Source organism: Tessaracoccus sp. OH4464_COT-324 (assembly GCF_003932855.1).
Taxonomy (GTDB): domain Bacteria; phylum Actinomycetota; class Actinomycetes; order Propionibacteriales; family Propionibacteriaceae; genus Arachnia.
In genome coordinates, this window is sequence record NZ_RQYZ01000170.1 from 1 (window position 1) to 320 (window position 320).

General features: G+C 39.1%; 1 protein-coding gene. It reads left to right on the forward strand.

Annotated features, from left to right (window positions below):
• The coding region (locus EII42_RS12635) for an FAD-binding protein (protein ID WP_125172439.1) at window positions 1–320 on the forward strand (320 nt) is incomplete at both ends.

Sequence of the window (320 nt, forward strand, 5' to 3'; positions counted from 1 at the left end):
TATTCCAAACATCTATTCAATATCCACAAATTCAACGTTTTGATGAACATTTTGTATTAGATATTCTTGTTGATGATGGCCATGCTCGCGGTATGGTAGCAATGAACATGATGGAAGGTACACTTGTTCAAATTAATGCTAATGCGGTAGTAATTGCAACTGGTGGTGGTTGTCGTGCATTCCGCTTTAATACAAACGGTGGTATTGTAACTGGTGATGGTTTATCTATGGCTTATCGTCATGGCGTTCCACTTCGTGATATGGAGTTTGTTCAGTATCACCCAACAGGCTTACCAAATACAGGTATCTTAATGACCGAA